The following is a 24,420-nucleotide window of genomic DNA, read 5'->3' as shown; positions in this document are numbered from 1 at the left end:
TTATGTCCTTAACCACCTCTGCCTGTTGTGCAGTTACCTTGAATCAACAACAGGAGCAAAATATTCACCATCACAAGCAATGCGCTGATGCTTTACCCAACAACAGCACATATACCTCAAAAACTTGCACTGTTACTGTTGTGGAAAATGGTCGAGTTACAGTCAAACCAGCACCAGCACAACCTCAAGAAGACTCCAGCCTTTAAAAGGTTACAAAAAATTCACTATACCGAGGCGCAGTACTTCTCGCGTGAAGTCACATGAGTATCCAATGGTAGCGTCAGCCAGAAATTTACCTGTGAGAGCATCTTTTGTGACTCCATAGCCCCCAAGAATCTCAATAGCTGTTTGGGCATTTTTAATCGCTACATCTACGGCAAAGGTTTTGGCGGCTGGTGCCTTAATTGTTGCTGCTAGTTGAGGATTGGTATCTGCTGTATGGGCTGCATCCCACACCATCAATCGCGCCGCTTGGGTATTCACCATCATATCAGCAAGTTTTAACGCAACTGCCTGATGCTGAATAATGGGACGTCCCCAACTGACACGATGCTTGGCATAATCTAAAGCATACTCGTAGATAGCGCGAGCCAAACCTACATAGGAAGCCGCTAGTCCGATAGCGACTTCAGGAAGTAACATGAGCAGTCTAGCTGCTTCTCCTTCATTGCCAATCAAATTTTCCACTGGAACTCGGACGTTATCTAACAAAATTTCGGCATGATGGGAGGGCTTCCAACCAATCATTTCCGTTCTTGTGCCAAATTTTAAACCGGGTGTATCTGCAGGAATGTAAAATATGGACAAACTTTCATGTAGTGGTTTGTCCAAAGCTGTACGAGTGATAATGAAATAGGCATCAGCGATACCAGCATTTGTCGTACTACTAGATAAGAGAATCGTGGAGTCAAATGGAGTCAATCAGAGTCTATATCTCTGACAATACGCTCCAAGCACTCACTAACACTAAGGTCTGAGTCAATTGCCAAAGCTTGTAGCTTTTTCCATACTGTAGGAGTAACGACTATCATATGTCTCTCCTTCATTTCATCATAAAAAACGGGTTGGTTTTTTATTCTCTTTTTTCCTTTTTTTGGTTGCATGATTTATTAGGTGCAGATATACTAATAAGATAGCAGACAGCAAGAAGGGAGGTGATAACTAATGCTGAAGAAAAAGAAAGGTTTCAGGATTGCAACTAAAAGCGTTAAATGTAAACTTGAGCGGAATGGGTTTGATTTAAATGAAACCAAGGCAGCTTTTAACGAGGTTGTACATTTTTACTTCGCACTAGTTAACACTCATCCGTCAGGTGTCAACATACCTGTTGCGGAAGATGGGGGATGGAGATATTATGAAAAGTTAACGATAGGGTCGAAGACTGTATATCCATTCCCCTTTAACGGATTTCCTGTGCAATTTCGTCGTGCTGCTATCAGAAAAGCTATTGGTGCTTGGCAGTCCTGGAATAGCAACTACCAGAAGTGGTTGAATCGTCCCAATCAGCAAAAACATCATAGACCGCCACTACAGCCTCGTTCTTTCAACTTCTCTCCTAGCTTTGATGCTGGGGTATGGAAAGAGGACACTAATGAAGATTTCTTCCCATTGAGAATGTATGTATCACCATCCCGTTGAGCAAAGGTTTTCATCCCAATTGAAGGATCTGGTATGGGACAAAACAAATCTGAAGTCGCTACGTTTGGTTCACTTTCTGCAGCGCTGAATAAATGAGGTTCTCCAGATTGTACAAAAGATAGTATTCGCTTTTGCTGTTCGCTGGTTGCAGCTCTTGTGACAAAGAGGGACATAGCCGCAGTGAGGTTGAAGTAGCTAGAGGCAATGCTAACGTCTTCAGCACCTATTTCTTCTAACACTAATGCCAAGTCTACGCATTTTCTACCCATACCGCCGTATTCTTGGGGTAGGAGTAAAGATGTAAATCCTAGATCGAATCCCTTCTGGAACACTCGTTTACACAAATCCCAAGGTTCAATGGAGCGATCGCTAGACTCGTCGATTATCCGGACAATAGGTTTGACCTCGGTTTGAGCAAAGTCGCGTGCTGTTGACTGCAAGATCTGCTGTTCTTGTGTCAGGGTGAAGTCAATCATGATTTATCCTCAAAGAATATAAGGTGTCAGTCGTCAGAATTCAGCTTTATGTTAAACGACTGGCGGATGAATAAAGGGGTTTAAAACCCCACCGTCACTTGCGGTGTCTACATTTGGTTGGGGAAGACTAAGATCCAAATGATTCTGATTCCTGAATTCTGACGAATTATTCTTCTTCAATGAAAAATATACAATCTCGTTGCCTGTTTGGTTATTGTTCAATAAGTATAAAATTTAACTAGTATTTTAAGCGTAATACATTTTTTGATTTGCTTAAGAAGTAAAAATATGATTTGGTAAGGCTTTCAGCTTAAAAAGACATGATGCCTAATAATTGATTTTTGGGATATATTAGACTATTTTTGGATAAAAGTGACAAATGAGTCTAATATGTACCTATCACCTAAAGAAGCAAGCGAAAGATATAATATCCATCCTAAAACCCTGAGTCGTATGGCGGACAAAGGGATAATAGAATGCATGACAATGCCCGGTAGCAATCACCGAAGATATAACGCGAATTCAATTGAAAAACATCTTCAGTTACCGGGAAATAAAAAGACCGTATTGTATGCACGAGTTTCTACCCAAAGCCAAAAAGATGATTTACAAGCACAATTATTGTATCTCCAAGAAAAATACCCTGGCAATGAGTGTATCAGTGAAATAGGCTCTGGATTAAATTTTCAGCGAAAAAAATTCTTAGGCTTAATAGAACGAGTTTTATTAAAGCAAGTCTCCTTAATCGTTGTAGCAACAACCATAGACTAGTTAGATTTGGCTTTGATTTTTTTGAATGGCTGTGCAATCTTCATGATTGTGAAATTGTAGTACTTAGCAAGGTAAAACTAAGTCCTCATGATGAATTGATGCAAGACTTCATGTCCATAATGCATTGTTTTAGCAGCCAATTATATTTTCTGCGGCGCTATGAAAAAAAAGTAGAGCAGGATTATCAAAATAGTCTTGCCAAACTAGACAAATAGTAATATATTGGACAGACGAGCTTTGGAGGTCGAGCAAAGTTATGGCATTAAAAAAACAGAAAGGGAAACGTATAGAGACAAAAACTCTACGAGCTAAGTTAATTCGGGATGGCATTGATTTAAACGAAACAGTTCAAGTTTACAGAGATGGTGTGGCTTTTTACATTCAAGTGATTAACCAACATCCTGAATATGTGGATCTTGCTCAAGCCCAGATGCGACAGGCTTATGAAGAATTAACTTTAGGTGAAAATGCCAAATATCCCTTTCTGTATCAGGATATGCCACGAGACTTGCGATGGGATGTAATTAGTACGGCTTGCGGTCATTATAAGTCGTGGCGTTCTAACTACAAAAACTGGGAGGTAAGTGAGGCGAAACGGTTAGCTCGTTCTCTCAAAAAGAATAAGAAACACAGTCCTCACAAACCACCACTACTACCCACAGAAGTGTTTGATAGTCCAACCTATTACAAATACAGTATGTTTAAGGATGACACTGGCAACTCTGTCATTCTGAAAATTAGAAAGAATCACAATTGGGCATGGGTAAGATTTAATTATTCAGCTTATTTGTTTGATGCTGCATGGGGAAAAGGTTGTCCAACCATTATTGTTAAAAAAGATGGTTCTTGTTGGATAAATTGGACTTTAGAAAGATATCATGACGCAACTGGAGGATTAAAAGCATTACAAAACGAGCGAGTCTGCTCGGTTGATATTGATTTAGATGGCGACACAATTTGCATTCTTTCAATTTTAGAACCCGACGTTAACTCAGAAGTACAAGAGGTAGCGAGACACTTCATAAAAGGACACGCTTCTCATGTCAGACGTAGGAAGAGGGCGATAGGGAAGATTGCAAAAAAGATGAATCAAACAGGTATTGTTGGGAAAGGGTTTGGTTGTACTATTTGGTCAAAAATTACTAACCGAGAAAAAAGTGAGGGTTATAGGATTGCATCCCAGATTGCAGAGTTTGCCAACAAGCATCATTGCCGAGTGATAGTGTTTGAACACTTAGGCAATCTACGCCCTCAAAGAGGTAAATATTCTGCTAGGTCAAACCAAAAACGTGCATACTGGTTGAAGTCTAAAATAGTTGATAATACTAGTCATATTGCTAGAACAAAATTCAATATTTTAACTTCCAAAGTTTCACCAAAAAATACTTCAAAGTTTTCTGCTGTTGATAATAGTGCATTAATTAGGACATCAGAGCATCAATTAGCAGACTTGCTAGCCAATAATGAGAGAATATGGCTATCAAGATACAATAACGAGAAGTATACCCCAGGATTGCACGCTATTGCCCAGAACGGATACTGGATTCATTCGGGATTGAACGCCGCTAGAAATATAGGAATGAGGTTCTATCAGCGATCTAAACCCGACGCCAAGTTTGTTATTTCAAAAAGCTTAAGCAGTCATGTTTAAGTTGGCGTACTAGCTATACGCTTTTACGTCAGTCCCATGTGTAGAGGGATGACAATCACCTACCCTTTAAGTAGCTGCTACCATTGCGGTATGCCAATTTTAATAGACGAGTGGTTTTCTAGTAAAACAATGCTCTAGCTACCTGTATAGAGGTGATGCAAAAATGTAAAGAAATATGGGTTGTCCAATTAATCCCGACTTTCTACTACACATAACAAAGCTAATAGTAATTTGAAAAAAAGATGTCAAAATTGTATATAAAAAAGTCATTTTTTTAATACCCCTATGGGGACTTAAACATTTTTAGATTAGGGGTTATTCTAGCAAGCGTGTTACCAGGGGCAAGTAGTACAAAATCTCAGTTTGTAGTATAACAGAACATGGCTAAAATCTTTATTCTTTCGTTCCACCCTTGTGATAACTTTAGGCAGATGAGCGCAAGCTAGGTCTAGATGATTTCATAGGAAACAATATCTGAAAAGTATATATAGCAATACTTTCAGTCTATCTTTCCCCTCATAACACGCTTGAAGCGAATAACCCCAAATCAGTAGGATTTCTAGGACACATTAACTTTTTGTGACAGTTTTCAAGTTCTTCCTCTAATGATTGGCTGATATGTCATCATTAAAGATGAGAATTAATTCGGTGATTGTGTTTGTTCCTTATATTGATAGGTTTTTCCCTTTTGGTATCTGCAACCTTCTCTCCGAAATCTAAATCTCTACAGCTTATGATTTTGGAGACAATTTATGTCAGTTTATGTAGGTAACCTCTCCTATGAAGTTACAGAAGATGCTATAAATACTGTTTTTAGAGAATATGGTACTGTAAAGCGGATTCAGCTACCTACTGACCGTGAAACAGGTCGTGTACGCGGCTTTGGTTTTGTGGAAATGGGTACAGATGCTGAAGAAGCTGCTGCCATTGATGGTCTTGATGGTGCTGAGTGGATGGGTCGTGACCTGAAAGTCAGTAAAGCAAAGCCTAAGGAAGATAGAGGTTCGTTTGGTGGTAACCGGGGAGGATACGGCGGCTCCCGTAATCGCTACTAAGCTTTGAAACAAAAATCTCGGAGTCTTAGGGATGAGGGCTTCTCTAAAGAGCACATCGACTCCTGACTTCTATATAGGGGTTATGTGCAGGCAGATAAGACTGGTTCATCATGTTTTTAACGTAACTTTCTGCTCTACTGCTCATTTCACCCCGTTACCAAAAATAAGACCCGACATGAGCCGTGGGTGGTATCAAATAGTTGAACTCGAACCGCAGATAAAATTGCCCTTTGGCAGAATTAACTAAAGCAAGGCTAAGTCATGACACAGGAAAAATCATTAGCAAATGAGGGAGACCAAACTCTTCACTCCAGCACCGAGGGGCTCGAGGCGGCTCAGGCTAAACAAGCCGGGGCTAAGTTCGAGTGGCATTTCGGTCGGGTTACCCGCTTAGGGAACTTCGAGATTGCCGGAGGCAGAGAAGTGTCGATTATCTGGGAGGAGGGAGGCGTCACCTCGCAGGTGGGTGACATCACCGACGAGCAGTGGGAAATTTTCAAGCTGGCGTTTTTGAGTACGGGTCGGATCGCTGTCCTGAGCGACTACGAAAAGGAAGGTTGGATGCACGACTACCGCTTTCTAGAAGCCATGCGGTAGCCATAGAATGTCTTGGGCGAACCAACCCTGCGGCAAATCTGCCGACTAATCTGGGCTACAAGTATCATTCTTGGAACAGAAAACCGGGTTTCGGCGTATTACATGACTACTACAGATATGGGTCATGTGCTGATATGACCAGACCCAAAAGTTGTCAGGGTCTGGTCATATCAGGCAAACTTTTCCTTTAAGTGACACTCAAGACTTCTGCTGCTAAGCAGGAGCGAACGTACAGTAGCTTTGCATTAGTCGCATCTTTCTTTACAATCTTAAAACCTTTGGCTACAGTCCATTCTAAACGCTGAGATTGTTAGTGGACTTGACAAAATGACACTTGTTATTCTCGCAAAAAATTCATTTTTATTGAGAATGAAAGACGAACGAATCAGGGTTAGAAAAAACGTGAGTGATTACTCTCGTAAATGTTGAGAAAGATACGGACAATGCATAGCTTGCCAAGGGGGGATGAAAGGGGGATTCTGGCAGTTAACCAATTAAAGGTTATTAAAGAATATTAATTTTTTAATCAATAACTATAAAAATGATGATTTCCTCACAAGTTCCTCACAATTATCTCCTAAGTTTGAACTTAGAGCGGAAAATTGTTGCAATTTATACTGCTTATCAACTGTAAAGAAAAAGGTTGGTAATGAGGATGCTGCAAGCAAGAAAGCCTTTTTGGCATGAAATTACAAAGAATATTGATTCTGGCGATCGAGGCTCTGGTAGAAAATTGATATCCAGTATAAAACAAGCGTAGAACTACGCTTGTTATTTACAAAAACATAAGATATGCAGCTTGGCGCAAAGTCTGAAAGAAAAGCTTTGCGACGACTGCGCCTTGCTATGAGACTTGTTCAAGAATCCGTTACTTTGGCTAACTCACCTTAAATGTACGAACGCTGGCTTGTAATTGCTGGGAAATTTCTACTGTCTTTTGCAAAGATGAAGAAACTTGACGAGAAGAATTGCTCGTCATTTGTGATACTTTGGCAATTTCTTGCATCAAACTTGAGACTTCTTTGGAAGTTTGTACCTGAGAGACTGTCGCTGTAGAAATGGAAGATACCAATCGATCGATTTGGCGACAGACATCTAAAATATGGTTCAAACTCTGTTTGGTATTTTGAACCAGACGAGTTCCTTCAATGACTTGTGTTGTCCCTAACTCCATAGCTCTGACAACTTGATTGGTTTCACGCTGGATATTAGTCACAATTTGTTCTATTTCGGAAGTCGCAGCACTACATTGCGCTGCTAATAAGGCGACTTCTTCCGCAATAACGGCAAAACCGTGAGCATCTTCACCGGCACGGTTCGCTTCAATACCAGTGTTAATGGCTAGCAAGTTAGTTTGCATCGCTATTTGGTTGATTAATCCCACTACACGGGAGATTTGTTGTGAAGATTCACCCAGTCTTTTAACTTTTGTGGCAGTTTCTCCGACAGTGTCTCGCAAGGACATAATATTTTCTACTGTCAAATCCATTGCTGTACCACCAGTTTCAGCAGCATGATAGGCAGTCCGAGCAACCTCTGCGGCTTGTTTGGCGCTTTTTGATACGGTTGTGATGGAAAGCTTCATTTGATCGATAGCGTCTAGGGTACGGCTAATTCCTTGGGTTTGTGTGAGCGACTGCGTTGCTAATTGATTCATGGCTCCGGAGTTCTCTGCGATCGCAGTATTAACTTCACTTGCAGCCACTTTCACTTGAATCACAATTTCTCGCAAATTCTCCAGTATAGAGTTAAAAAAGTCAGCGACAGTACCAATTTCCCCAGAGGTAACGTCAGCACGTACAGTCAGATCGCCTCTGGATGCAGATTCTACATCGTCTATAAGTTTTAGCAATTGTAGTTGCAGCCTTTCTTTTTGTTGGCGTTGTTCTATAGAAACTTGTTCTGCTGCCAAACGTCCTTTTTCTGCCTGCTCTAAAAGATGAGTTCTCTCCAACGCTAAACCTACAATTCTTGCAAATTGGTCAAACAAATCCACTTCACATTGCTGCCACAAGCGAGAGCGGGAACATTGATGGGCAATTAACAAACCAAGCAATTTTCCACCCAATAGAATGGGGGCTACTAAATTAGCTTTCACCTCGAATGCTTCAAGTTGCTGAATGTAACATTTCGATAAATTGGCTTGATAAATATTGCCGATCGCAACAACACGCCCTTGTCGGTACTTTTCGATATATTCTTTCAAACAAGGGTCTTGAATATCTGTCCCCAGAGAGCAAGACCAACTACCACCAACTGATTCTGCAATAATACTTCCTTGAGAATTGTCATCTATCTTATAAATAAGAGTTCTATCTACCTTTAAGGCTTTACGGATACTTTGAACCGCAAACGTGTAGATTTCTTGTGAGTTATGAGTTTTAGACAGGTGAATAGCAAGGTCTTTCAGTGTTTGTGTCACTTCTAACAAATTGACTCTTTCTAAAGTCAATCCGACTTGAATTGCCAACTGCTTTAAAAAAGTAATTTCGTAAGGTTGCCATAAGTGATATTTTTGACAATGGTGGGCAATTAAAAATCCAAAAACGCGATCGTCTTTGATAATTGGTGTGACTAGATTTGCTTTTACTTGCAATCGTTGTAACAACTTAAGGTGTTCGGGTGAAAACCCTGCTTCTAAAACATTATTAGTAGCTAATACACGACCCGCACTATAAGCTTCTATGATTTCTCGATCGATACAACCATCTTCAACGAGCTCGTGTAAGGCAATCGGAAATCCTAAATCCACTGACTCAGCTATAACTTTTCCGCTTCCTTCAGCATTAAATTGATAAATTGTAACTCGGTCTGCTTTAAGAGCAATTCTTGCTTCTTTAACTGTTGTGTTGAACAATTCTTCAGAGTCTAATGACTGACGAATTGAAAGCAATACATCTGTAAAAACCTTTAAGCGCTCGGCTTCCAGAGTTTGTTCTTGCAGTAGCTGTTGCAATTGGTCTGCCATTTGATTAATGTTAGACCCTAAGATGGCAAATTCATCTTCACCTTCAACAGCAATTCGGGTATCAAGTTTTCCCTGTCCTAATTTCTTAATAGCTGTAGTAGTCGTTACAATTGGATATACTAAACGGTTAGCAAAAAGTGCTGCAAGTAAACCAACAATTAATGCCGTGACTAATGTTCCAATTTGTAAGACTAGCAGTAAATTTCTTTGTGTGGATAAAGCTGTTGCTGTATCTGTAATTAAAACAAGTTGCCATTTCAAATCTGGCAAATTCTCTAATTTTTGATTGGGTATATAAGTTACGATATCCTCAACATTCTCTTGTTTATTAAAGAAAATTGAAGTTGTCACTTTTTCGTTCAAAGAAAATTGTTTCCAATTAGGAACTTTATCTTTTGCATTTTTCCCTATATGCTCTCCATCTCTACATAAGAAAATTCTGCCAGAAGGCTCTATTAAATTATAATCATCCTGACTGCTTTGTGGTTTAAAGACAACAGATTCTAAAGCTTTTAGAGGTATAATTGCTCGAATAACATGAATAATTTCTCCTGTATTATTATTTTTGAGAGGCAATGCTAAATAGATTTTGCCCAATTCTGCATTTTGTGTTTCTGAAGGCAGGCTAATGTGAGGCGATCGCGTTTTGAGGACTGTTTGAAAATATTCCTCATTTTTTTGATTGGCAACAAACTGACCTTTTGATGTGGCGATCGCATTCCCATTGATATCTAGTATGGCAATACTTTCATAGCTTTTTTCAACGTCTAGATAGTGATTCAGTTTGGTTTCTACATCCTTGGGGTTTATACTTTTATTGAATTTACTATTTGATAGAGGTATTAGCTTAGAGATGAGTAGAAGGTCTTCATAACGCCTTATCATAAATGTGTTGACACTATCTGCTAGCAATATAGCTTTATCTTGCTTGTTATTAGATACTTCTTTTGTTGTTGATTGATGAACCATTTGGTAAGTCAACATTCCAATGATGAAAACTGGCAAAGTACCGATAGCAAAAGCAAAAGCCATGGCTTTTGTTCTTAAACTTGTACGCGGGAGCCAAGAAGTAAAACGACTTGTGTGAATGTCTCGCCTGTTAGTCTGCACAGAATTGTTGTCCTCTAACGATACAACCAATTTTGGCTTTTGCTCTTCAAGATTCTTAGCTGTGATATTTTTCTGAGAACCAATCATCTTAAGCATGTAGCAATCCTTGGAGAATAATGTAATTGAATGAGAAAATATGAGGGTTTTGACTAGTAGATGCTATTTGTTGATGACTGTATGGACAATAAAAGCGATCGGTTGCAGGTTTCAGATGTTGGTCACATTCCCACTTGCTTGCTGAGAATGCCTTTGCCTTGACTCCTTAGTTTGCCCTCGTATATTCAGCTAGTTACACGAGACATAGCCTTACACGCTGCATTCCCAAGTGCAAAGAAAGGAGAAGTCACGGGCTGACCAACTTATCTGTCATACGGAGGATGTTTTTAAAGTTGGAATATGGGATTCTGTAGATAGAATAGTAATCAAATACTTTGGTGACAGTTCTTCAGTCTATCTAAGTATGAGTCGTAAGTTCATTGACACATCAGCTTTCCCTACATCTCTCAAATGGAAAGCAAGTGCTATGTATTGTTCGTATTTCACTCAAAAAGCTGCCACGTTCTTGCTGGGCTTGCTTAATAACAATAATTATCATAATTAAGACGGAGAACTTCACTCGAGATAGGGCAAAATGCGGAACATAGATAATTGTATAAAAAGAAAGTGAGGAAATTATGAGGTTGAAACTTTAGCAACACCCTGTTTAACTCCACTTAAGTATGTTAGCGATTAGGTATGAAAGCGTTAAAGGGTCAAATGGTTTAGCAATCACCCCCGCAACCCCCAGCTTGGTAAATCTCTCTAAATCAACCTTCTGGACTTTAGCAGTCAGTAAAATCACAGGTATTTTTTTGGTTACCACATGACTTTGTAATTTTTCCAAGAGTGCTAAACCATCTATATCTGGCATCATTACATCCAGTAAGATAGCATCAGGTTGTTCGGTTTCTGCTTTTTTCAATCCGTCAATACCAGATGAAGCTGTCAGCACTTGCCAACGTCCTATTTTTTCCAGGCTAGCCCCAATGACAGTACACAGGTTTTTTTCGTCATCAATAATCAAAATGCGCTTCGTTGTCATAAAGATAAACTTAGTTCTGGGATAGTTTAGGAATGGTAAAGTAAAAAATGCTACCTTTACCTAAGACACTTTCTGCCCAAATTTTACCACCATGCTGCTGTACGATACCGCGACAGATAGCTAGCCCTAAACCAGTTCCTCCTTTTTGGCGGGAGTCGCTAGCATCAAGCTGTTGAAACCTTTCAAAAATAACCTCTAGCTTATCTTGAGGAATACCCCGCCCCCAATCTTGAACTTTAAACAAAACGCAGTCTGGTAAATCTTCAGCACTTAGGATAACTTGACTGTTTGGCAAGGAAAATTTAATCGCATTGGCAACCAAATTGATCAGAGTTTGAAGGATTTGGTCTGGATCTGCCCAGATCTGTATAGAAGCAGGCAAGATAGAGACGGTAATATGGCTTTCTATGGCTAGAGGTTGTAAAGTTTTTACGGACTGTTGCATGAGTGCGCCAGCATCACACTGCTGTTTGACTAAAATGGCTGTGTTGGATTCCAGGCGTTCTAAATCCAGAATGTCATCAACCAACCTAACTAAACGTTCTGTATCGCTAGTGGCAATAACTAGCATTTGTTGGGCAATTTCTGGTTGCTCGTTAAAAACCCCAGCCGCAAGAAGCCCTAAAGAACCGCGAATTGATGCAAGAGGCGTGCGAAGTTCGTGGCTGACAATTGAGATAAACTCATTTTTCATTTTCTCAATTGCTCGACATTCTGTGATATCTTCTATTGTGCCAACATGACCTAAAAGTTCACCTAACTCGGCAATTATTGGGACTGACTTCATTTGGCAAAATCGTATCGTTCCATCTCCATGAAGAGCACGAAACTCACAGGAAAATTTTTGAGGTAGTGCTATTGCAATTTTCCACTGAGGTACGATATTATCTAAGTCCTCAGGATGAATAAACTGCATCCAGCCATCACCCAAGGCTTCCTCTAATGTGAAGCCACCGATTGACTGACAGCAGGGGTTGGAGTAAATATTTTTTCCTTGGGGATCGGCTTTGAAAATACCTACAGGCGCAAACTCGCAGAGAGAACGAAACAAGTTTTCACTACGCCGTAAGGCAATTTCTACTCGTTCACGTCCGTAAAGTTCTGCTTGTAGTTGTTGATAAAGTTTTTGTAAAGTTGCTTGAGAAGTTTCAAGTTCGTAAGTTCGTTGTTGAACGCGCATTTCTAATTCTTCATTAAGTTGCTGAAGGGTGGCTTCTACTTGTTTGCGATCGCTAATATCCTGTGCAATTCCCACCAAACACTGAACTTCTCCAAGCTCATCTTTAATTGTATACGCCCGGTCTTGAATCCACCGTACCGTTCCATCAGGAAGGACGATCCGATACTCTCGCTCCAAATCTCCTTCAAGAATTTGGTTAGAAAACATCTCTTTCACAGACTCGCGTTCTTCAGGATGAATGCTATCGATCCATTCTTGACTATTGGCATATAAGCTTTCGCTCTGGCGTCCCCAGATTTTTTCGTATGCGGAACTAACATATAAGACTTGGGAATTTGTTGCATTTGCAATCCAAAAAACATCTTGGATAGTTTCCGCTAGCAGTCGAAACCTCTCCTCACTTTCTTTCAGTGCTAGTTCTGCTTGCTTTCGCTCGGTAATCTCCATAACAGTTCCCAGCATTCGCACTGCTTGTGCTTCATTGTTATAGATACATTTTCCCTTTGATTCCATCCAATGGATACTACCGTCCGGCCAAATAACACGAAATTCTTGATGAAAATTATACCCGAAAGTACAAGCTTGATACGAAGCTAAAGTTACCTTTTCTCGGTCGTCCGGATGGATACAATCCATAACAGCATCGTAAGTTCCCAGAAAAGTTCCAGGTGACAACCCAAACAGTCGTTCGTGACCGATTGACCAAATAACACCGTCAGTCAGCAAATTCCAGTCCCAAATGCCCATATTAGCTGATTCTAGAGCTAGAGTAAGTTGTTGATTAATTTTCTCTAATTCCGTACACTTGCACATAAATTAGTCATTTATTATTTGTTATTTCTTCGTTCCAAACGATTAAAGATACGAGTAATGAATTCATGTTCTATAATTGGTTTCTGTACGTAATCATCTGCACCTACTGTATAAACTTTATGCATTACTTTTGCCTCTGAATGTACGGAAAGAAATAATATGGGTAACAAACTCCAACGGCTGTCGTTACGTACCGCCTGACATAGATCAATACCGTTAAAACCTGGCATTTCTATATCTAAAATAAGTAAGTCTGGATTTATCGCTTCTAATATTTGCCAAAATTCTTCAGGAGATTGTAGGGTAGTGACTTGCAGTTTCCAAGGCAATAGCAATGTTTTGATACGATAAAGTATTAAGGGGTCATCATCTACAACCATGACTTTTGCTTTGCTATCAGGAGATTGATTAACAACTTTTGTAATTTGGGAAAGCACTTCATCGACAGGTGTATTTTTATGTAAAAAAGTATATGCTCCGAGACGCGCAACTTCTACACGATAATACAGTTGATCTAATGTAGTAAAAATTATAACGGGAAGTTTGGGTTTGTCTTTTATAAGCTGAGCTAGAAACTTTAAGCTATTATTATAACTCTTACCGATAGCAATATCCAGCAAAACAACATTGGGAGGGCGCGAAGCAATTATACTTTTTGCCACTGTAAGATTTGTAGCGACATCTACCTGCAAACTATGGTTAGCTGCTTCTTGTTTAATACGTTCAGTAAGGATGGTTTCGCAATCAATAATGAGTAATCTTGTTGATGGTAATTGAGGAAGAACAGACGTTATAGGTAGATATTTCGGTTGCTGTAAGGTTTCTTTTAGGCATATTGTTAATTTTTCCAATCTATTTAATAATAAAGCTGTATGTTGTCTCCAGTTTGCCAAAGTTTGTAACAAAAATTCGGCTTCTCGAGCTACTTTAGAACCCATTGGTAAACCATAATTCTCAAAAGAGCTTGCTAGATGATGAGCTTCTATCTGTGCCTCTTGAAGTAATTGGCTGTCTGGTATTCCAATAGATAAATGTGTAAGTACTTTCTCAAATAATTCCAATCTTTCTTCTAAAGAAACTGGTAACTCTTCTAGTATGTTCGATAAGCTACTTAATTCTTCTATTTTCACTTCTTGATTTTTTTTAAATTTAATATTTTGATATAAATAAAGCGTTGAGGGATTGGGGTTTGATGCCCGCAAATTTTTTATGACTTGCAACAACTATTTTGTTGGAGAGTTCTCCTGTCCTTCTTCATCACAGATTTGCTCTTTTAATGTTTTTTTCAACGATGTTGTTAATTTTTTCAATCTATTTAATAGTAAAGCTACATTTTCCTTCCAAGTTATTAAAATTTGCAATAGAAATTCGATTTCTCGAGCTACTTTAGAACCCAATGACAAACCATAACTTCCTAAGGAGCCAGCCAAACAATGAGCTTCTGCTTGTGCTTTTCTCAGTAAATGAATGTCTGGAGTTCCGGTTGATAAATTGCTTAATGCTAAATCGAATAAATCAAATCGTTCTTTGAGAAAATTCTCTCTAAAATCTTCCCAAGCCTTTGTCATTATAGTCAAGACTTCTGCTTCAATAGTAGAGGAAGATGAGGGAAATACCGACGACAACGCAGAAGAAGTTTCTCCCCTACTCATTTGCTCCCCGGCTTCCTCATTCTCTTTTCTTAACCGATATCCTACTCCGTAAACTGTTTCAATCAAATCTGCGGTCATTCCTGCTGCTTTTAGTTTTTGTCGCAAACCTTTAATTTGGGTTGTGACAGCCTCCTCTCCAGGAGATTCTGAGGATTGCCAAATACTGTTGAGTAATTCATGACGGCTGAAGATTTTATCTGGATTGCGTAGAAAAATTTCTAATAAACCATATTCTTTAGGTGTAAGGTGCAAGCGCTTTTTCTTATAGGACACTTCTTTTGTATTCATATCCAACTGTAAATGTTCCCAAGCGAATACCATTGGGAAAATGTCTCTTCCCCGCCGCAGTAACGCTCGAACTCGAGCAATTAATTCTGGTAATTCGCAGGGTTTGACAACATACTCGTCTGCTCCTGCTTCTAATCCCCTAACGCGATCGCTCGTGCTGTCTTTGGCAGTTATCATCATAATGGGCAGTTGAAAGCCTTCTTGGCGAAGTTGGGTGCAAACGCTAATTCCGTCTAATCCAGGAAGCATCACATCTAGTAAAATGAGGTCGTAGTTAAACGCTCTCACCAACTCCAGCGCTGTTTGACCATCTTTGACTGTCTCGGTTTGGTAGTTGTAGCTTTCTAATGCTTTTGATAAGAACGAAGCACTGTGCTCATTATCCTCTACCAAAAGAATCTTCATGAGTACCTCACGCAAGTGTAAAAACTATTTAGCTAAAAAAGGAAACATTTCTGGGGAGAGATCTCAGGCGCAGTTAAGATATCTCAGCAACAAGCAGCAATGTTTGTGGCAAAAATGAAAATAATTCTTTTCCAATTGAAGTTTGTGAAGCTTAATACCATTTCCATATGAAGATGCATAGAAACAACCCCACCGCCTCCTAACCTCCCCTTACTAAGGGGAGGTTAGGAGGGGTAAAAAGTATGTGTAGCTTCATCAAAAATTGGTGTACAGCAAATTTCAACTTGATGAGGTACAAAAATTACCCCCCTCTGTCCCCCCTGACCAAGGGAGCATGAAAGGGGGGTGTACCTCATGAGACTGAGAAAGGCCATAACATCCATTGCAATCAGGAAGAGAAAAATTTTTTTTATAAGAATATGTATACTGAAATCCAGAGTTAACTGTCTGGGAAAAGGCACTTCATCCATGTTTTTGACTAAATTAATCGTATTTTTTTGTATTGTCACCCTGGATAATTTATAGATAGCAAACTTTTGTCACGATGGCAAAGTCGTTCAAGTTAGAATCTTAGATTATAATCCAACACTATGTCTAGGATACTACGAATTTTCAGAGGATTTCTACAGAATTTTTCTCAATTTTCTTCAAAGTAGTCATAATACAATAGAAAAAATCTTGCCAGAGTGCGAAGGTCTGGTTAAAAATAACGTTGGTCAACTATATCAAAATTTTATGTTTTCCCCTAATATAGCTCAGGAGCGACAAACTGCTATTCAAGGTATCTACGAAGTCTGTATTGGCATTCAAGAACCAATTTCTGCCATTCAGTATTGGGAACAATTCGGCTATCGTATTGGTCAGCAAGGGGAACTATCCGCAGATAGAGCATACCAACTGTACGGCGTCAATTCATCCTTAAACTCAATTCGTCTCTACCACCAAAATGCAGATCATGGGTTGATCCGCTTAATGATTTGGCAAAACCCCACTTCGGAAGGATTAAAGATGGGGTCTATGAAAGTCAAGGGAAATCGTTGGGCTACTACCCTAACTGCCGATGTACTCAATATTTTAAATCATATAGAAGATGCAAAAGCAGCAGGCTGGGCTATCTGGTATACCTACCCTCGTTGGGAAATCATTTACAATAAGGAGAGAAAAAGCCGTCCTTTTATTGAACCTGCCGTCGGTGTACGCGAAATGCTTCTGTTACAGCCTCTGACACGACAAGTTTTATTTGAGAGGTTTGGTTACACCGTACCGAATTATGGAGTTATTAACGAAAGTTCTGCTTTAAAAACCAGCCAGTTTACTCATATGGGTATGGTGATTCAAGATGACTCTAAAGAAACTTTAAAATTTTATGATGAGGTTTTGGGTCTGCTGCGAGTACGTGATGATGTGGAGACTAGTTATGAATCTTCCCTAGCAGGACGAGAAATTTTTGACCTCCAACCAAAGGAGAAGTTTTATGTCACAGCTTTTGACGATCCCCGTTCTTCAAAAACAGATTTGTCTGCGGCTCGTTCTGGTAGACTTTACATCATTCGCTTTCCCAATTCTGTCAAATTAGATGCCCGTTTTGAATTTGCACAACCGGGGTGTTTGGGAATGTGTTTGTATACTTACCAAGTCACGGGGCTGAATGCCTACTGCGATCGCATCAAAGCAAGCCCAGTACAAAAATATACAACTTTAGTCGCCAATGAATTTGGGGAAATGAGTTTTTCCTTCGTTTCGCCAGATGGTTACTTTTGGACGTTGTTAGAACCCTAAAAGAATTGTTACAAAGGTTAAACAAGCTTATTAATTTGAAATCGGGGAATTCTGACAATGCCCAGTTATCAAACTAGAAAGTATTGGTTAGCCTTGGTGTTGCTTGGCATTGCCTCTGCAACACTACTTGTGTTTGCCACAACAGCCTTAAGTATTTACATTTACGGCAATCTCAATAATATTGTCAAGGCTGATGCAGCGATAGTACTGGGAGCAGCAGTTTGGGGAGAACAACCATCCCCAGTGTTTCGCGAAAGAATTAATCACGCCATCAATCTTTATAAACGAGGAACAGTTCGTAACATCATCTTTACTGGAGGTGTAGGTGCGGAAAAAGCACTCGCCGAAGCGATCGTTGGTAAACGCTATGCTATGGACAGGGGAGTCAAAGAAGCGGACATTCTGATTGAGACAGAATCTTACACAACTTATCAAAACTTAAAAAATGCCCGAGAAGTTGCTTCCAAGAAGAAATTGAGAAAATTTCTAATTGTCAGTGACCCCTTGCATCTTAAACGGGCGGTATTAATGGCGCAAGACATGGGAATGGAAGCATATCCATCCCCAACACCTACCACCCGCTACCGCAGTTTCAAAAGTCAATTTGAGTTTTTGATGAGAGAAACTTACTTTTATTTCGTCTACCTCGTGTTAAAGTTTTAACCCTCTACGTCACTGGTCACTGGTAATGGAAACCTTTCTCCAGCCAAATAAGCATCAAAGTGCTTTTGAAAGTAAAGCCAAGAAGTCATATCTTCCCCATCCATGAAAGCCTTGGGCGCATTCCTATACAAAGGAACGCGTTCCTCAATCTCATTTTGAAGTAATTGTGGCAATCCTCTAAAGCCGTCAACTTTGCTGCCATAGGCACTATAAATAAGATGACCGGGGCTAGCACCCATCTTCATCCAAGGAAGCCACTGACCAATCCTGTCCCAACTGAGTTTTAGTTCAGTGACAGATGCAACTTCAGGGTTTAATAAATCTACAGTTGGCACTGTTAATTTAAACAACTCTGCAGCTTGATAAGTGGTAAAAGGACTATAGGCTGCAAATTTAGGATTTCCCCCCAATGGGTTGGGGTAGACAGGAAAAATATCAAATACAAAAGTTGTGCTGTCTCCCTCAACAGGTGCGGGAAACTTGCCTTTGAAATGACCTTGCACTGGATTATTGGCAACGTGCATTACCGAAACAGTTTCCCCCGTCCAAGGATTATCCCATTTGTGTAAAATTTCGCCAGTTTCTGGGTTAAGGTAATAAGTCAATTCGCGAGAGGTAAAATCCCAACAACCTTCTTCTGTGGGTATGCACCTGCTGACACTCATGCCCACCATTTTAAATAAAAGTTTTTTCTTCTCTCCTGGAACAAAAGCGTAAATGTTTCCCTTCCAAGCAAGAAAGGTAGATTCGTTGGGATTTAGAGACGAACGAGTTTTTACCCAGTGCTGGGCATCAAATTCTTTGATTTCAGCAACCATTGATTAACCGTTATTTTTGTGATATTTAGCTCTGCTGAGCAAGTCTGACTGGTAAAGGAGGCGGAGCCTCTAGTCAGGCATTCCCAGGCGGAGCCTGGGAACGAGGTGATGAGTCGCTAGCTTTATACTTTAACAAACCAGCGTTGTCGATACATGGCGTAAGCAACTGCTAACCATAATAGAACAGTCATGATGGCGAACAAGAAAGAACCATTGACTGTACCCGTCCAGGAGGCAAAAAGATTTTGATAAATCCACTCGTAAGTACTTAGCGCCTTCTCTCCAGCACCAATTTTGGTTCTTACTAATATTTTAATTAACAGTATTGAAGCGACAAAGATTGAAATAGCGTTTAATCCCATCACTTCAAAAGGTTTGCTCCAACGCCGTATCCGTCTTACTTCAATCAATTCGTAACAAGCTGCAAGTAATAATAATGCCCAACCACTTGTAAAAATTACGTAAGAACTAGTCCATAGCTTTTTGTTTAGAGGAAATGCTAAATCCCAAATTCCACCTATAACCAGGCAACTCAGTCCAAACAGAACTAAATCCATACTGGTTTCGGAATGAGTGTCTTTTTTATTTCGTATCCACTGTCCGGTAAAATAACCGATAAGGACACTAACAACGGCAGGTATTGTGCTAAAAAGTCCTTCCGGATCTCCTAAGTTATTAAAACCATCTCCTTTATACAAATGTGTTGCGGGAATGATTAAACGATCTATGTAAGCGCCGAAATGACCTTCCCGTGTTAGCACTCCAGCACCGTAACCGGGAACAGGTATGTACATCATTGTCAACCAGTAGCCAAGGAGTAAAACTCCTGCTAGTATCCACTGTTTCCTACGAGGTAAATTGAGGACAGCAAGAGAGGCAAGTAAGTACGACAAACTGATACGTTGCAGCACTCCCATGATACGGATAGTACTTAAATCAAATGTCCAAATCCCTTGATTCCAAAAACCGTTCAGTAGCAACCCCAAAGTAAATAAAATAGCAGCACGACGTAGAATGCGCCAGTAAACAGATGCATCTGGTTTATTTTTCTCAGTATACTTTGACAAAGAGAAAGCCATTGCCACACCGACAATAAACAAAAAGAAAGGAAAGACTAGATCTGTTGGGGTGCAACCATGCCACTGTGCGTGGAGTAACGGTGCGTAAACATTGGGGTCAGCAATACTTGCCATGTTAACAAGAATCATGCCAGCAATAGTGATGCCCCGAAAAACATCGAGAGAAGTCAGACGCATAAACAGAATATGGGAAAAGATACTCTAAAGTACTCTGCCTCCTACTGCTAATCAAGAGCAATTCAAAAAACTATGTAACGAAGTGTAAAATTACTGTATTGAGTTCGTAGTTGCGCTTTAGCGCGCTTAGCGCAACTACGAACCAGTTAAGATTATCTGCGCCAACTTACTTAATTCCACAGTTTTAAATCTAAACTACCTATGCCAATTAAAGTAGGCGACACCGCCCCCGACTTTACGTTACCTTCTCAAAACGGTACACCCATCAGCCTTAAAGATTTTCGTGCCAAAAAAGCTGTCGTCTTGTATTTTTATCCCAAAGATGACACACCAGGATGCACGGCTGAATCCTGTGCTTTTCGCGACCAGTATGAAGTTTTTCAAAATGCTGGCGCAGAGGTTATTGGTGTGAGCGGTGACTCCCCCGAATCCCATCAAAAATTTGCTACAAAATATCAGCTACCCTTTACCCTCTTAAGTGATAAAGGTGACCAAACCCGCAAGTCTTACGGTGCAACCGCAGCTTTTGGTTTATTTCCAGGACGCGTGACTTACGTCATTGACAAAGAAGGGGTAGTACAGTATGTCTTCGACTCCATGTTTAATTTTAAAGGGCATGTCGAAGAAGCACTGAAAACGCTGCAAAATAGGGGGATCGGGTAATTACCTCGTTCCCAGGCTCCGGCTGGGAATGCCTTACAGGAGGCGGAGCCTCCTGTACTCTAGCTGGAGTGCGAGGCGGAGCCTCGCGACCTGCATTCCCAGGTAGAACCTGGGAACGAGATTGGGGCCACTAGTAATTCTCTGTTGTCCCTACCCCCTACTCCCTACTCCCTACTCCCTACTCCCTATACCCTTTTTTCAGAAAATGCCACATGGGCTGTTTTGCCGTTCTTGCCGTTTGTGTGACCGTTATGTGTGTGACCGTTATTATTGCGCGGTTGGATCACACCAAATCCACCATGATTGCGTTCGTAAACAACGTTGATTTCTCCAGTTTCTGCATTACGGAACATATAAAAATCGTGACCCACTAATTGCAGTTGTTCTAAAGCTTCTGCAACAGTCATGGGTGGCATAGAAAAATATTTACATCGCACCACTTCTTCTGGTAATTCGGGAGTGCGATCGCCTATTAAATCTTTTACAACAGTTTCCTGAACTACTCCATCAATGGTCGTTTGAGCATGAGTTTTCTTTTCGTGACGCCGTTCTTTGTATTTCCGGAGTTGACGAGATATTTTATCAGCTACTAAATCTATGCTAGCGTACAAGTTCTCGCTGTTTTCCTCTGCACGGATGACATTGCCATTTGCGTAAATGGTGACTTCAGCCGATTGCTTTGTGCTAATTCTGGGGTTGCGAGCCACGCTTAAATGGACATCCACTTCGTTTGTGATGTTTTGAAAATGATTTACCGCCTTTTCAATCTTTTGATGCACGTAATCCCTAATCGCTTCGGTAATTTCAATATTTTTGCCGTGGATGACAAGCTTCATGTAAACTCTCCCGCTCAATGCTGTATGTAAATATTGGTTTGGATGAAAAGGAATTGCGGTAAGGTCTAACACTGTCGCCAGAACATATAGTACTGGTTTGACACTTACCCGATGCCCACTGAATGCGAAGTTTCAGAAATTTCGTAGCTCAAAATTACCTACAACATTTGCCCATATTTCCAACTGATTGAAAGGCAATTGGAATTGGTGCAGACATCGTAGATTGAGCTTCTTCAGTGGCTTGTTGCCTTTTAAGAAAAAACGAGTTTTTACAGCTTTCTTCTATTTTATGCTGTCGATCGCTTGGGCGTCATCATCGGTGTTCATTCTTAACTATATGTTTTGGCGTGACGGTTACTGCAGAGAATTCCTCCCAACACCATTGAGGTTAATATATCAAAGCTAGCACCTTGTATTCTTAAAAACAAATTCCCGTGATTTTCCTTTAAAATCCTTTGCATAGCTTGACAATTTTTGTTACCAACTTGGTAACATGAAATACATTTTATTCTGCCACTACTTGATTTTTTAGGTAATCCGTAGTATGTTTTTCCGCTATCGCCGATGTTTGTTATATAACCAAACAGTAATTTATTACGTGGAAGCACTGAGATGGCAACGTCAACTTCAAATGGAACGAGTTAACAACGCTCATCTAGATGACGTGCTAATCTTGCTAGAACACCCACCCGTCTATACTTTGGGACAAGGAGCAAACCCAGAATTTCTCAAGTTTGACCCAAGCAAAAGCCAGTATGAAATTCATCAAGTTGAAAGAGGTGGTGAAGTGACCTATCACTGTCCCGGACAACTTGTTGGGTATCCAATTTTAAACTTGCATTATTATCGTAAAGACCTCCACTGGTACCTGCGGCAACTAGAAGAAGTGATAATAATCACATTAAGATTCTACGGGTTAGCAGGGGAACGCAATCCAGGATTTACGGGAGTGTGGCTCGAAGGACGTAAAGTAGCAGCAATTGGCATTAAAGTCAGCCGTTGGATTACCATGCACGGTTTTTCATTAAATGTTTGTCCTGATTTAACAGGATTTCAGCGTATTGTCCCCTGTGGTATTGCCGATCGACCTGTGGGTAGTTTAGCTCAATGGCTTCCCAATATAACTTGTTCTGAGGTACGCTCTCAAGTGGCAAAGAATTTCGCTGATGTCTTTAATGTTGAGATGATAGATATGGAATCGCTGTGAGCGCGATCGCATACAACATATCACCGTGACTGTTGGATCGGGAAAGCCAATGCTATGTGTGTAGTATTAAGTTACAATGTAACTCCAGGCTTCTAAATCATAATGATTATGAACGTTATATCAAAATCCAGGGTCATCACAGAAATTAAAGAATGTCTGATTTTAGCAGTTCCTTTAGCTGGAGCACAGCTATCTCAAGGAGCGACAACCTTTGTCGATACAGTGATGATGGGTAGTTTAGGAAGCCAAATCATTGCAGCCGGGGCATTGGGAGCATCTATATTTCACATACTAATGTATATGGGTTCTGGAATTGTTTCCTCAGTTAGCCCACTTGCTGCGGAAGGCTACGGAGCCGGACGAGTGGAACTAGTGAGCCGGGTGGTAAGACAAGGTTTGTTGCTATCACTCATCTTGGCAGTTCCGATAACACTGCTGATCTGGAATGGTGGAACGCTACTGCGGTTGTTCGGGCAAGAACCTAAAACTATTGTATTAGCGCAAGAGTATTTGAAAGCGATCGCATGGGGTTATCTTCCTGGGCTGAGCTTTGCCGTGCTGAGAAGTTTTGTCTCAGCGCTATCAAAACCCCGTCCCGTGATTGCGATCGTCATAGGTGGTACATTGCTCAACATTGTAGGTAACTATATTTTAATGTTTGGTAAATATGGGTTTCCTGCATTAGGTTTAGCGGGAATTGGTTATGCAAGTGCTTTGTCCTATTGGGCGATGTTTGCTGCTTTAGCAATTTACATCCTCAACCACTCTCAACTGCGAATTTACCGTGCATTTTCTAAAATCTATCAATTTGAAAGCAAAGTCTTTTGGGAATTGGTGCGAGTCGGTTTACCCATTGGCGTATTAGCAGGAGTAGAAGGCGGATTTTTCACCTGCGTCACCTTCTTAATGGGACAATTGGGAACAGTGACATTAGCAGCCCATCAAATTGCTTTTCAGACGGCAGTTCTAACTTTTATGATTCCAGTTGGACTTTCAATAGCAACAACTGTGAGAGTTGGGCAACTCGTGGGACAAGAAAATCCTACAGGAGCGAGGCTCGCAGGATTTGTCGGTATTGGGTTGGGTGCAGCATTCATGGCAGTTATGGGCATCTTGTTCTGGGTATTTCCAGAAAGGATCGTATCACTTTATATTGACACTACCGATCCTAAGAATGCAACCGTTGTCGGTTTGGCAAAGCAACTTCTGGGAGTAGCAGCAATGTTCCAAATAGCAGATGGCATTCAAGTGGCTGCGGCTGGTGCGCTGCGAGGACTAAAAGATACCCGAATTCCCCTTCTCATAGGCGCTTTAGCATATTGGGGTATTGGCTTAACTTGTGGTTACACACTTGGTATGTTATTGGGATTTGGTGGCATTGGCTTATGGTGGGGATTTGTCATTGGTCTTGCTTTAGCAGCCGCCGTTTTAACCTGGCGGTTTAGCACGATTGAGATACCGCAGCGCATCAAAATCGGGCAGTTAACAGGGAGTAGGGGGTAGGGAGTGGGGG

General features: G+C 40.5%; 20 protein-coding genes. 10 read left to right on the top strand and 10 right to left on the bottom strand.

Annotated elements, in window-relative coordinates; all coding sequences use genetic code 11:
- The first annotated feature begins 2 nt into the window (after positions 1-2).
- Positions 3-206, top strand: a complete 204-nt coding sequence (locus F7734_RS31965; RefSeq protein ID WP_155748580.1) for a hypothetical protein — start codon at positions 3-5, stop codon at positions 204-206.
- 4 nt (positions 207-210) lie between these two features.
- Here the strand turns inward: F7734_RS31965 and F7734_RS31960 are convergent, their stop codons facing one another.
- Together F7734_RS31960 and F7734_RS31950 are read right to left on the bottom strand one after the other, a co-directional pair.
- Positions 211-921 carry an acyl-CoA dehydrogenase gene (locus tag F7734_RS31960; RefSeq protein ID WP_243147200.1) on the bottom strand — a complete coding sequence of 237 codons (711 nt, stop codon included), beginning with the start codon at positions 919-921 and terminating at the stop codon, positions 211-213.
- A gap of 593 nt (positions 922-1,514) precedes the next feature.
- Positions 1,515-2,114, bottom strand: a complete 600-nt coding sequence (locus F7734_RS31950) for an acyl-CoA dehydrogenase family protein (protein ID WP_155748579.1) — start codon at positions 2,112-2,114, stop codon at positions 1,515-1,517.
- Between the two features lie 372 nt (positions 2,115-2,486).
- Between F7734_RS31950 and F7734_RS62315 the strand changes: the two genes are divergently transcribed.
- The 4 genes from F7734_RS62315 (at position 2,487) to F7734_RS31930 (ending at position 6,188) form a co-directional block, all read left to right on the top strand.
- On the top strand, positions 2,487-2,885 hold the full coding sequence (locus tag F7734_RS62315) for a helix-turn-helix domain-containing protein (protein ID WP_207714267.1): 399 nt from the start codon (positions 2,487-2,489) through the stop codon (positions 2,883-2,885).
- A gap of 256 nt (positions 2,886-3,141) precedes the next feature.
- The gene (locus F7734_RS31940) at positions 3,142-4,536 is read left to right on the top strand and encodes a hypothetical protein (RefSeq protein ID WP_155748578.1); all 1,395 of its coding nucleotides are present in this window, start codon (positions 3,142-3,144) and stop codon (positions 4,534-4,536) included.
- A 752-nt stretch (positions 4,537-5,288) separates the two neighbouring features.
- Positions 5,289-5,591: an RNA-binding protein gene (locus tag F7734_RS31935; protein WP_155748577.1), complete on the top strand. Its 303-nt coding sequence runs from the start codon at positions 5,289-5,291 to the stop codon at positions 5,589-5,591.
- Positions 5,592-5,852: 261 nt separating this feature from the next.
- On the top strand, positions 5,853-6,188 hold the full coding sequence (locus F7734_RS31930; RefSeq protein WP_155748576.1) for a hypothetical protein: 336 nt from the start codon (positions 5,853-5,855) through the stop codon (positions 6,186-6,188).
- A gap of 877 nt (positions 6,189-7,065) precedes the next feature.
- On the opposite strand, the gene F7734_RS31925 is transcribed toward F7734_RS31930, so the two are convergent.
- The 5 genes from F7734_RS31925 to F7734_RS31905 form a co-directional block, all read right to left on the bottom strand.
- Positions 7,066-10,362, bottom strand: a complete 3,297-nt coding sequence (locus F7734_RS31925) for a GAF domain-containing protein (protein ID WP_243147199.1) — start codon at positions 10,360-10,362, stop codon at positions 7,066-7,068.
- 607 nt (positions 10,363-10,969) lie between these two features.
- Positions 10,970-11,347, bottom strand: a complete 378-nt coding sequence (locus F7734_RS31920) for a response regulator (protein WP_155748575.1) — start codon at positions 11,345-11,347, stop codon at positions 10,970-10,972.
- A 10-nt stretch (positions 11,348-11,357) separates the two neighbouring features.
- Entirely contained in the window at positions 11,358-13,340 is a 1,983-nt protein-coding gene (locus F7734_RS31915; protein ID WP_155748574.1) for a PAS domain-containing protein, read from the bottom strand.
- A 14-nt stretch (positions 13,341-13,354) separates the two neighbouring features.
- A complete protein-coding gene (locus tag F7734_RS31910) occupies positions 13,355-14,563 on the bottom strand; it encodes a response regulator (RefSeq protein WP_155748573.1) in 1,209 nt (402 codons plus the stop codon).
- Positions 14,564-15,685, bottom strand: coding sequence for a response regulator transcription factor (locus tag F7734_RS31905; protein ID WP_155748572.1), 1,122 nt, complete (start codon positions 15,683-15,685; stop codon positions 14,564-14,566). It abuts the gene before it with no gap.
- Positions 15,686-16,435: 750 nt separating this feature from the next.
- Between F7734_RS31905 and F7734_RS31900 the strand changes: the two genes are divergently transcribed.
- Together F7734_RS31900 and F7734_RS31895 are read left to right on the top strand one after the other, a co-directional pair.
- Positions 16,436-17,464: a VOC family protein gene (locus F7734_RS31900; RefSeq protein WP_166482280.1), complete on the top strand. Its 1,029-nt coding sequence runs from the start codon at positions 16,436-16,438 to the stop codon at positions 17,462-17,464.
- A gap of 57 nt (positions 17,465-17,521) precedes the next feature.
- Positions 17,522-18,127 carry a YdcF family protein gene (locus tag F7734_RS31895; protein WP_155748570.1) on the top strand — a complete coding sequence of 202 codons (606 nt, stop codon included), beginning with the start codon at positions 17,522-17,524 and terminating at the stop codon, positions 18,125-18,127.
- Here the strand turns inward: F7734_RS31895 and F7734_RS31890 are convergent.
- Positions 18,124-18,945: a DUF1838 domain-containing protein gene (locus F7734_RS31890; protein WP_155748569.1), complete on the bottom strand. Its 822-nt coding sequence runs from the start codon at positions 18,943-18,945 to the stop codon at positions 18,124-18,126. The genes F7734_RS31895 and F7734_RS31890 overlap by 4 nt on opposite strands.
- 122 nt (positions 18,946-19,067) lie before the next feature.
- Positions 19,068-20,201: an acyltransferase family protein gene (locus F7734_RS31885; RefSeq protein WP_155748568.1), complete on the bottom strand. Its 1,134-nt coding sequence runs from the start codon at positions 20,199-20,201 to the stop codon at positions 19,068-19,070.
- A 201-nt stretch (positions 20,202-20,402) separates the two neighbouring features.
- Between F7734_RS31885 and F7734_RS31880 the strand changes: the two genes are divergently transcribed.
- A complete protein-coding gene (locus tag F7734_RS31880; RefSeq protein ID WP_155748567.1) occupies positions 20,403-20,864 on the top strand; it encodes a peroxiredoxin in 462 nt (153 codons plus the stop codon).
- 185 nt (positions 20,865-21,049) lie between these two features.
- On the opposite strand, the gene raiA is transcribed toward F7734_RS31880, so the two are convergent.
- Entirely contained in the window at positions 21,050-21,700 is a 651-nt protein-coding gene (gene raiA, locus F7734_RS31875; RefSeq protein ID WP_155748566.1) for a ribosome-associated translation inhibitor RaiA, read from the bottom strand.
- Positions 21,701-22,244: 544 nt separating this feature from the next.
- Between raiA and lipB the strand changes: the two genes are divergently transcribed.
- Both lipB and F7734_RS31865 read left to right on the top strand, forming a co-directional pair.
- The gene (lipB, locus tag F7734_RS31870) at positions 22,245-22,907 is read left to right on the top strand and encodes a lipoyl(octanoyl) transferase LipB (RefSeq protein WP_155748565.1); all 663 of its coding nucleotides are present in this window, start codon (positions 22,245-22,247) and stop codon (positions 22,905-22,907) included.
- Positions 22,908-23,015: 108 nt separating this feature from the next.
- Positions 23,016-24,410 carry an MATE family efflux transporter gene (locus F7734_RS31865; RefSeq protein ID WP_155748564.1) on the top strand — a complete coding sequence of 465 codons (1,395 nt, stop codon included), beginning with the start codon at positions 23,016-23,018 and terminating at the stop codon, positions 24,408-24,410.
- Positions 24,411-24,420: the final 10 nt, after the last annotated feature.

The sequence above is a fragment of the Scytonema sp. UIC 10036 genome, from assembly GCF_009725235.1.
This window is presented reverse-complemented; position numbering and strand designations above follow the sequence as displayed.

Coding starts and splice junctions, on each gene's coding strand:
- F7734_RS31915 (WP_155748574.1), bottom strand. CDS start 13,340: ATGTGCAAGTGTACGGAATTAGAGAAAATTAATCAACAACTTACTCTA.
- F7734_RS31920 (WP_155748575.1), bottom strand. CDS start 11,347: ATGACAACGAAGCGCATTTTGATTATTGATGACGAAAAAAACCTGTGT.
- F7734_RS31930 (WP_155748576.1), top strand. CDS start 5,853: ATGACACAGGAAAAATCATTAGCAAATGAGGGAGACCAAACTCTTCAC.
- F7734_RS31950 (WP_155748579.1), bottom strand. CDS start 2,114: ATGATTGACTTCACCCTGACACAAGAACAGCAGATCTTGCAGTCAACA.
- F7734_RS31935 (WP_155748577.1), top strand. CDS start 5,289: ATGTCAGTTTATGTAGGTAACCTCTCCTATGAAGTTACAGAAGATGCT.
- F7734_RS31865 (WP_155748564.1), top strand. CDS start 23,016: ATGAACGTTATATCAAAATCCAGGGTCATCACAGAAATTAAAGAATGT.
- F7734_RS31885 (WP_155748568.1), bottom strand. CDS start 20,201: ATGCGTCTGACTTCTCTCGATGTTTTTCGGGGCATCACTATTGCTGGC.
- F7734_RS31925 (WP_243147199.1), bottom strand. CDS start 10,362: ATGCTTAAGATGATTGGTTCTCAGAAAAATATCACAGCTAAGAATCTT.
- F7734_RS31940 (WP_155748578.1), top strand. CDS start 3,142: ATGGCATTAAAAAAACAGAAAGGGAAACGTATAGAGACAAAAACTCTA.
- F7734_RS31880 (WP_155748567.1), top strand. CDS start 20,403: ATGCCAATTAAAGTAGGCGACACCGCCCCCGACTTTACGTTACCTTCT.
- raiA (WP_155748566.1), bottom strand. CDS start 21,700: ATGAAGCTTGTCATCCACGGCAAAAATATTGAAATTACCGAAGCGATT.
- F7734_RS31895 (WP_155748570.1), top strand. CDS start 17,522: ATGCCCAGTTATCAAACTAGAAAGTATTGGTTAGCCTTGGTGTTGCTT.
- F7734_RS31905 (WP_155748572.1), bottom strand. CDS start 15,685: ATGAAGATTCTTTTGGTAGAGGATAATGAGCACAGTGCTTCGTTCTTA.
- F7734_RS31965 (WP_155748580.1), top strand. CDS start 3: ATGTCCTTAACCACCTCTGCCTGTTGTGCAGTTACCTTGAATCAACAA.
- F7734_RS31890 (WP_155748569.1), bottom strand. CDS start 18,945: ATGGTTGCTGAAATCAAAGAATTTGATGCCCAGCACTGGGTAAAAACT.
- lipB (WP_155748565.1), top strand. CDS start 22,245: ATGTTTTTCCGCTATCGCCGATGTTTGTTATATAACCAAACAGTAATT.